Below are 8,624 nucleotides of genomic sequence, written 5' to 3'. Positions count from 1 at the left end.
GTCGTAGTTGTCCGTGAAGTCGACGGTCTCCTCGTCGATGTCGCGGACCATCTCCATCGACAGCGGCGCCATCTTGCACTCGGTGTAGCGCATGGCCGCCGCCGGGTCGTTGCCCGGCGAGCCGAAGTTGCCGTTGGAGTCGACGAGCGGCATCCGCATCGCCCAGGGCTGCGCGAGGCGGACCAGGGCGTCGTAGATGGAGGAGTCGCCGTGCGGGTGGTAGTTGCCCATGACGTCGCCGACGACGCGGGCGCACTTGTAGAAGCCGCGCTCGGGGCGGTACCCGCCGTCGTACATGGCGTACAGGACGCGGCGGTGGACGGGCTTGAGGCCGTCCCGGACGTCCGGCAGCGCACGCGAGACGATGACGGACATCGCGTAGTCGAGGTAGGAGCGCTGCATCTCCGTCTCGAGCCCGACGGGCTCGACGCGCAGCGCGGGGCCGTCCTCTTCGGGCTGGACGGGCGTGTTCTCGTCGGTCATTGCTGGTGAGAGTCCTTTCTGAAGCGGTCAGCTGAGACCGACTCAGATGTCGAGGAAGCGGACGTCCTTGGCGTTGCGCTGGATGAACTGGCGCCGTGCCTCGACGTCCTCGCCCATGAGGACCGAGAAGAGGTCGTCGGCCTGCGCGGCGTCGTCGAGGGTGACCTGGCCGAGGACGCGGTGCTCCTGGTCCATGGTGGTGATGCGCAGTTCCTCGGCGTTCATCTCGCCGAGGCCCTTGAAGCGCTGCACCGAGTCGTCCTTGATGCGCTTGCCGGCCTGGCGGCCCATCTCGATCAGCGCGTCGCGCTCGCGGTCGGAGTACGCGTACTCGAAGTCGTCCCGGCCCCACTTGATCTTGTAGAGCGGCGGGCGGGACAGGAAGACGTGCCCGGCCTCGACCAGCGGACGCATGAAGCGGAAGAGGAACGTCAGCAGCAGGGTGTTGATGTGCTGCCCGTCGACGTCGGCGTCCGCCATCAGGATGATCTTGTGATAGCGGAGCTTGGCGATGTCGAAGTCCTCGTGCACGCCCGTGCCGAACGCGGAGATCATCGCCTGGATCTCCTGGTTCTGCAGGATGCGGTCGATGCGCGCCTTCTCGACGTTGAGGATCTTGCCGCGGATCGGGAGGATCGCCTGGTACTGCGGGTTCCGGCCGGACTTGGCCGAACCGCCGGCGGAGTCACCCTCGACGATGAAGATCTCGCACTTGATCGGGTCGTTCGACTGGCAGTCGGAGAGCTTGCCCGGCAGGGACGCCGACTCCAGCAGGCCCTTGCGGCGGGTGAGGTCGCGGGCCTTGCGGGCCGCCACGCGCGCGGTGGCCGCCTGGATGCCCTTGCGGATGATGTCCGCGGCCTCGACCGGGTTGCGGTCCAGCCAGTCCGCCAGGTGCTCGTAGACCACGCGCTGCACGAAGGTCTTCACCTCGGTGTTGCCCAGCTTGGTCTTGGTCTGGCCCTCGAACTGCGGCTCGCTCAGCTTCACCGAGATGATCGCCGTCAGACCCTCGCGGATGTCGTCGCCCGTGAGGTTGTCGTCCTTGTCACGGAGCAGCTTCTTGTCGCGCGCGTACTTGTTGATCAGCGAGGTCAGCGCGGAGCGGAAGCCCTCTTCGTGCGTACCGCCCTCGTGGGTGTGGATGATGTTGGCGAAGGAGTACACGCCCTCGGTGTAGCCGCCGTTCCACTGCATGGCGACCTCCAGGGACAGGAGCTTGTCCTTGTCCTCGGCCTCCAGGTCGATCACGGTGGGGTGCACCACTTCTCCCTTGCGGGAGTTGAGGTACTTCACGAAGTCGACGATGCCGCCCTCGTAGTGGTACGAGACGGTCTTGACCTCGTGCTTCTCGTCCTCGCCCGCCTCGTCCGCGCCGGCGGTGGCCTTCGCCGACTCCCGCTCGTCGGTGAGGTTGATCTTCAGGCCCTTGTTGAGGAAGGCCATCTCCTGGAAGCGCCGGGAGAGCGTCTCGAAGGAGTAGTCGGTGGTCTCGAAGATGTCGCCGTCGGCCCAGAAGGTGACCGAAGTGCCGGTCTCCTCGGTGGCCTCGTGCCGGGCGAGCGGCGCCGTGGCGACACCCAGCTTGTAGTCCTGCGTCCAGCGGTAGCCGTCGGTCCTGACCTCCACGGCGACCTTCGTGGAGAGCGCGTTGACGACGGAGACGCCCACGCCGTGCAGACCGCCGGAGACCGCGTAGCCGCCGCCGCCGAACTTGCCGCCCGCGTGCAGCACGGTCAGTACGACCTCGACGGCGGGCTTGCCCTCGGAGGGGACGATGCCCACCGGGATGCCGCGGCCGTTGTCGACGACGCGCACGCCGCCGTCGGCGAGGATCGTGACGTCGATGGTGTCCGCGTGGCCGGCCAGCGCCTCGTCGACGGAGTTGTCGACGACCTCCTGCACGAGGTGGTGCAGTCCCCGCTCGCCGGTCGAGCCGATGTACATACCCGGTCGCTTGCGGACCGCGTCCAGGCCCTCCAGCACGGTGATGGCACTGGCGTCGTACGAGGTCGAGCCCTCGCCGTGCGCGGGGCTCACCGCGTCGGGGACGCCGGTGTCGGTGGACGGGTTGTTCTCGTTGGGGTTGCCGGAATCGGCCACGAAGCGCCCTTTCTGGCACAGCACGAGCCGGGCTCGTCGGCAGGTTGCCGGAGCGGCTGCGGCATGTTGCGTTGGTAAGCCTTGATCAGCGTTGCTCAGCTTTTCCCGGGCGGTCCCCACGACTGGGGCGGGATTGTCTTCCATTCTACCGGTAGCACTGACACTGATGGGGGTTTGCCGGTACCTGAGTCCGCATGTGCCGCCCTGAACCATCCGCTCCCGACTCCCGATATACGGAAGGGGGCTCCAAGAGGCTCACGGAGGCACTCAGCGCTTCCGGCCGTCAACCCTTGGCTACTTCGGAGTCAGGTCGCGATTCGCAACCGCGTGCGGTTGTACGACAAGAGGGGCATCGACGGTTCGAAACCTCCGCCGACACCCAATGATGTGATGTCAATCACCTCTGAGATGGGAGGTGACAAAAGGAACTAAAGGGACGGGTCATCCGTACGTGTCACCGGGCCCCATGGACCCGGGAGCCTTCAGCGGACCGTACCGGCGCGCCGGACCACCCGGCCCCTGCACCTTGATCACACGGACCGAACCGTGCCCCAGGTCCTCGTTGAGCCGGGCCACCAGGGTCGGCGCCAGCAGCCGCAGGTTCGTCGCCCACGCCGTCGAGTCGCAGCGCACCGACAGCACCCGCTCGTCCTCGTCGTACCGCTCCGGCACACAGTGCTTGGCGACGTCCTCGCCGACGATCTGCGGCCAGCGGCCCATCACCCCGCCCACCGCGGCCGGCGTCTCCCAGCCCCGCTCGGTGATCAGCCGGTTGATCGCCGACCCGAGCGCCATGGGGTCGCGCCCGTCGGCGTGCGCGCCGGAGCGCAGACCGCCGCCGCGCCGCGCCTGCTTCTTCTGCTGCGCCGCCTCCCCACGCGCGCGTGCCGCCTCCTTCGCCGCCCGCAGCGCCACGCGCGCGAGATCGACGCCGGACGGCTCGGGGGCCTTCTTCGGCGCGGAGCCGTTCCCCGGCGCGGAACCGTCCGTGGTCATACGCGCTCCACCGTCCCGTCCGCCACCGCGAACCGGGCCCCCGCCAGCACATGCGGCACGTCGTCGTCGACCGCCGCCGTCACCAGCACCTGCTCGCCCGGCGCCACCAGCTCCGCCAGCCGCTCCCGGCGGCGCGCGTCCAGCTCGGCGAAGACGTCGTCCAGCACCAGCACCGGCTCGTTGCCCTCCGCGCGCAGCAGATCGTACGAGGCCAGCCGCAGCGCCAGCGCGTACGACCAGGACTCGCCGTGCGACGCGTACCCCTTGGCGGGCAGTTGGCCGAGCCTCAGCAGCAGGTCGTCGCGGTGCGGGCCCACGAGCGTGACGCCCCGCTCGATCTCCTGCTTGCGCGCCTCCGCGAGCGCCCCCATCAGCTGTTCGAACAGCTCCTCGCGCGCGTGTGCCTCGCCGGGCGCCGACGGCCTGTACTCCAGCACTACCGGGCCACCGCCGGGCGCCAGCTGCTCGTACGCCTTGTCGGCCAGCGGCTGGAGCGTCGCGATCAGGTCCAGACGCTGGGCGAGCAGCTCCGCGCCCGCGCGCGCCAAGTGCTGGTCCCAGACGTCCAGGGTGGACAGGTCCATGGCCCGGCCGCCGTGCCGGCGGGCCAGCGCGGCCGACTTCAGCAGGGTGTTGCGCTGCTTGAGGACGCGGTCGTAGTCGGACCGCACCCCGGCCATGCGCGGCGAACGGGCGGTGATCAGCTCGTCGAGGAACCGCCGCCGCTCCCCGGGATCGCCCTTCACCAGCGCGAGATCCTCCGGCGCGAACAGCACGGTCCGTACGATGCCCAGTACGTCACGGGGTCTGACCTGCGAGGACCGGTTGACGCGGGCACGGTTGGCGCGGCCCGGGTTCAGTTCCAGCTCGATCAGCTGCTGTCGCTCGCCCTGCCGGACCTGCGCCCGGATCACGGCCCGGTCGGCTCCCATGCGGACCAGGGGCGCGTCCGAGGAGACGCGGTGGCTGCCGAGGGTCGCGAGATAGCCGACGGCCTCGACCAGGTTGGTCTTGCCCTGGCCGTTGGGGCCGACGAAGGCGGTGACGCCCGGGTCCAGCGGTACCTCGACCCGGGCGTACGAGCGGAAGTCGGCCAGCGACAGATGCGTGACGTGCATGGTCGTTCGCCGACCTCCACCCTTCGGGTCCCGCTTACTTCTTCTGCTCGACCGCGTGCCCGCCGAACTGGTTGCGCAGCGCGGCGATCATCTTCATCTGCGGCGAGTCCTCCTGCCGGGAGGAGAACCGCGCGAACAGCGACGCGGTGATCGCCGGCAGCGGCACCGCGTGGTCGATCGCGGCCTCCACCGTCCAGCGTCCCTCACCGGAGTCCGCGGCGAAACCGCGGAGCCCCTCCAGGTGCTCGTCCTGGTCCAGGGCGTTGACCGTGAGGTCCAGCAGCCAGGACCGGATGACCGTGCCCTCCTGCCAGGAGCGGAACACCTCACGGACGTCGGTCACGGAGTCGACCTTCTCCAGGAGCTCCCAGCCCTCGGCGTAGGCCTGCATCATCGCGTACTCGATGCCGTTGTGGACCATCTTCGCGAAGTGGCCCGCGCCGACCTTGCCGGCGTGCACGGAGCCGAAGTCGCCCTCGGGCTTGAGGGCGTCGAAGACCGGCTGCACCTTGGCGACGTTCTCGGCGTCACCGCCGTACATCAGCGCATAGCCGTTCTCCAGGCCCCAGACGCCGCCGGAGACGCCGCAGTCGACGAAGCCGATGCCCTTGGCGGCCAGTTCCTCGGCGTGCTTCTCGTCGTCCGTCCAGCGGGAGTTCCCGCCGTCCACCACGACGTCACCGGGCTCCAGCAGCCCGGCCAGCTCGTCGATGGTCGACTGGGTGGCGGCGCCGGCCGGCACCATCACCCAGACCACCCGGGGACCCGAGAGCTTGCCCACAAGCTCTTCCAGGCTGTGGACGTCGGCGAGGTCCGGATTGCGGTCGAATCCGACGACGGTGTGGCCCGCGCGGCGTATCCGCTCGCGCATGTTGCCGCCCATCTTGCCGAGGCCGACGAGACCGAGCTCCATCAGTTGCGTTCCTTAGGTAGCTGTGGCGTGTCAGGCGCTTGCGCACCGGCGTCCGAGCCTAAACCCGGACGCCCCCGCACAGCTGTGGGCATACGCGCTCATCCGTACGCCCACCTGGGACTTCGTCCACCGGCTGTGGACGGTCCGCCCCCGGTAGGGCAAGCTCAGCCGCTCAGGCGCACCGGCATGATCAGGTACTTGTACGCCTCGTCCGCCTCGGCGTCCACCGCCGGCCTGCCGCTGAGCAGCGCCGGCTTGGTGGACGTCGTGAAGGAGAGCTGGGCCACGGGGGAGCCGATGGCGCTCAGGCCCTCCAGCAGGAACGTCGGGTTGAAGGCGATCGAGATGTCGTCGCCGTCCAGCTGGGCGTCGACCCTTTCCACAGCCTGTGCGTCGTCGCTGGAACCGGCCTCCAGGATCAGCACGCCCTGCTCGAAGCTGAGCCGCACCGGGGTGTTCCGCTCGGCGACCAGGGCGACGCGCTTGACGGCCTCCACGAAGGGGGCGGTCTCGATCACCGCGACGCTGTTGAACTCGGTCGGGAAGAGCGTCTTGTACTTCGGGAGGTCGCCCTCCAGGAGCCGGGTCGTCGTCCGGCGGCCCGCGCCCTCGACACCGATCAGGCCCTCGCCCGCGCCGGAGCCCGACAGCGCCAGGATCACCTGGTCGCCGCTGGTGAGCGCCTTGGCGGTGTCCTGGAGCGTCTTGGCGGGCACCAGGGCGACCGCGGAGACCTCCGGGTTCTCCGGCTTCCACAGGAACTCCCGCACCGCGAACCGGTAGCGGTCGGTGGAGGCCAGCGTCACCGTGTCGCCCTCGATCTCGATGCGCACACCGGTGAGGACGGGCAGCGTGTCGTCGCGGCCCGCGGCGATGGCGACCTGCTGGACCGCCGACGCGAAGACCTCGCCGGGGACCGTGCCCGTGGCGTTCGGCATCTGCGGGAGCGCCGGGTACTCCTCCACCGGCAGGGTGTGGAGCGTGAACCGCGACGAACCGCAGACCACCGTCGCCCGTACACCGTCTGTGGAAATCTCCACCGGCCGGTTGGGGAGGGCGCGGGAGATGTCGGCGAGCAGGCGGCCGGAGACGAGCACCGTGCCCTCCTCGTCGACCTCCGCGTCCACCGACACCTTCGCCGAGACCTCGTAGTCGAAGCTGGACAGGCTCAGCTGCCCCTCCTCGGCCTTCAGCAGCAGGCCCGCGAGGACCGGCGCCGGCGGACGGGCCGGGAGGCTGCGTGCCGCCCAGGCCACTGCCTCCGCGAGTACGTCGCGTTCCACCCGGATCTTCACTGTTGCCGCCTCCTGCTGTTGCCGGCGCTGCTCGCCCTGCTTCGCCTCAGTCGTCTGACCCGGTGTCGTCAGCCCCTGGGAGGAGCAGGACACCGGGGACCAGTCTGACGCACGGCACTGACAGTAGGTGCCCTTCGGGGTCAAGTCGTGACGAGGGGCGGTCGGGCTCGAGAGAGCGAGTTGTGCACAGGTCCCGCTTCGAAACGAGTTCCCAGCTCTCTCTAGTCGTTGGTAGTAGTAGGGCCTGTGGATACGGTGGATAACCCCGTTTTCGCAGGTCAGACCCAAGATTTTGTCCACGGACCCTGTGGGCGGAGCCGGTGGACAACCGGGCCCCGCTGTGGAGAACAGAAAGTTCTGCACACTCCGTGCACAGGGAGAGGCGACTTCTCCCCAGCGCCGTCCCCAGGTTTACCCAGCTTTCCCACAGCCCAATCCGGCACCTTGATGTGACGGCTTTCACTCGCAGCGGTGAGGAGGTGCGCCGCGTTGCCGAACAGTGGACAGCGGTGTGGAGAAGCCGGGTTTCGCTGGGGACAAGCGGCCCTGGCCTGTGGGTTGCCGGTGGACAACTCCGTGCACAGCCTGTGGACAGAGATTTCGTCCACAGGCTGTGGAGATCGTTCGTCCACGAATCCACAGGCGACTGACCTGGCTTGATGATCCCTCACCGGGCGGGCCTGTGGACAGGATCGGGACAACTTCCCGGTCCCCAAGGTGTGGACGGAAGAAAGTCACCGAATCTGTGGAGGGAGGCCGTAACCCGGGGCTGGATTCGAACACCGCGCGACGGAGGTCGGCTCCCGGGACGGCGCGACACGGCGCGACACGACGAAGGGCGCCGCCCGGATCTCCTCCGGAGGGCGCCCAGAACGTCGTACGGGGGCTGCTGACAGCACGGCGTACGAGGGCCGTTGTCAGCCGTTCTTGATGCGGTTGGTCAGCTCGGTGACCTGGTTGTAGATCGAGCGCCGCTCGGCCATCAGATTGCGGATCTTGCGGTCCGCGTGCATGACCGTGGTGTGGTCGCGGCCGCCGAACAGTGCGCCGATCTTCGGCAGCGAGAGGTCCGTCAGCTCGCGGCAGAGGTACATGGCGATCTGCCGGGCCGTCACCAGCGCGCGCCCGCGCGAGGTGCCGCACAGGTCCTCGACGGTGAGCCCGAAGTAGTCGGCGGTGGCGCTCATGATGGCCGTGGAGGTGATCTCCGGGGCCGAGTCGTCGCCGCCGGGGATCAGGTCCTTCAGAACGATCTCGGTGAGGCCCAGGTCGACCGGCTGCCGGTTGAGCGACGCGAACGCCGTCACCCGGATCAGCGCGCCCTCCAGCTCGCGGATGTTGCGCGAGATCCGCGAGGCGATGAACTCCAGTACCTCCGGCGGGGCGTTGAGCTGCTCCTGCACCGCCTTCTTGCGGAGGATCGCGATCCGCGTCTCCAGCTCGGGCGGCTGGACGTCGGTGATCAGACCCCACTCGAACCGGTTGCGCAGCCGGTCCTCCAGCGTGACGAGCTGCTTGGGCGGCCGGTCGCTGGAGAGCACGATCTGCTTGTTGGCGTTGTGGAGCGTGTTGAAGGTGTGGAAGAACTCCTCCTGCGTCGACTCCTTGTCCGCGAGGAACTGGATGTCGTCGACGAGCAGGATGTCCATCTCCCGGTACCGCTTGCGGAAGCTGTCGCCCTTGCCGTCGCGGATGGAGTTGATGAACTCGTTGGTG

The 8,624-nt window shown here is 68.8% G+C and carries 7 protein-coding genes; all 7 read right to left on the bottom strand.

Features of this window, described 5'->3' with window-relative positions; all coding sequences use genetic code 11:
• Window positions 1–483: DNA gyrase subunit A (locus tag UW392_RS13530; protein ID WP_320775202.1), on the bottom strand; the 483-nt coding region annotated here is incomplete at its 3' end.
• A 42-nt stretch (window positions 484–525) separates the two neighbouring features.
• Window positions 526–2,586 (bottom strand): DNA topoisomerase (ATP-hydrolyzing) subunit B, encoded by a 2,061-nt coding sequence (gyrB, locus tag UW392_RS13525; protein ID WP_320775201.1) that lies wholly within the window; start codon window positions 2,584–2,586, stop codon window positions 526–528.
• A 441-nt stretch (window positions 2,587–3,027) separates the two neighbouring features.
• A complete protein-coding gene (locus UW392_RS13520; RefSeq protein ID WP_320775200.1) occupies window positions 3,028–3,582 on the bottom strand; it encodes a DUF721 domain-containing protein in 555 nt (184 codons plus the stop codon).
• A complete protein-coding gene (gene recF, locus UW392_RS13515; RefSeq protein WP_320775199.1) occupies window positions 3,579–4,700 on the bottom strand; it encodes a DNA replication/repair protein RecF in 1,122 nt (373 codons plus the stop codon). The genes UW392_RS13520 and recF overlap by 4 nt, the downstream gene beginning before the upstream one ends.
• A 34-nt stretch (window positions 4,701–4,734) precedes the next feature.
• Window positions 4,735–5,613: a phosphogluconate dehydrogenase (NAD(+)-dependent, decarboxylating) gene (gene gnd / locus UW392_RS13510; RefSeq protein ID WP_320775198.1), complete on the bottom strand. Its 879-nt coding sequence runs from the start codon at window positions 5,611–5,613 to the stop codon at window positions 4,735–4,737.
• A 164-nt stretch (window positions 5,614–5,777) separates the two neighbouring features.
• Window positions 5,778–6,908 carry a DNA polymerase III subunit beta gene (gene dnaN / locus UW392_RS13505; RefSeq protein WP_320775203.1) on the bottom strand — a complete coding sequence of 377 codons (1,131 nt, stop codon included), beginning with the start codon at window positions 6,906–6,908 and terminating at the stop codon, window positions 5,778–5,780.
• Window positions 6,909–7,825: 917 nt separating this feature from the next.
• On the bottom strand, window positions 7,826–8,624 hold a 799-nt coding region (gene dnaA / locus UW392_RS13500), incomplete at its 5' end, for a chromosomal replication initiator protein DnaA (RefSeq protein ID WP_320775197.1).

The organism is Streptomyces sp. CRN 30 (genome assembly GCF_034105845.1).
Note: the sequence above shows the minus strand (reverse complement) of the source record. Positions and strands in the feature narration are given on the sequence as shown.

Excerpts from the sequence above, each read along its gene's own strand:
- gnd (WP_320775198.1), bottom strand. The coding sequence starts at position 5,613 with ATGGAGCTCGGTCTCGTCGGCCTCGGCAAGATGGGCGGCAACATGCGC.
- recF (WP_320775199.1), bottom strand. The coding sequence starts at position 4,700 with ATGCACGTCACGCATCTGTCGCTGGCCGACTTCCGCTCGTACGCCCGG.
- UW392_RS13520 (WP_320775200.1), bottom strand. The coding sequence starts at position 3,582 with ATGACCACGGACGGTTCCGCGCCGGGGAACGGCTCCGCGCCGAAGAAG.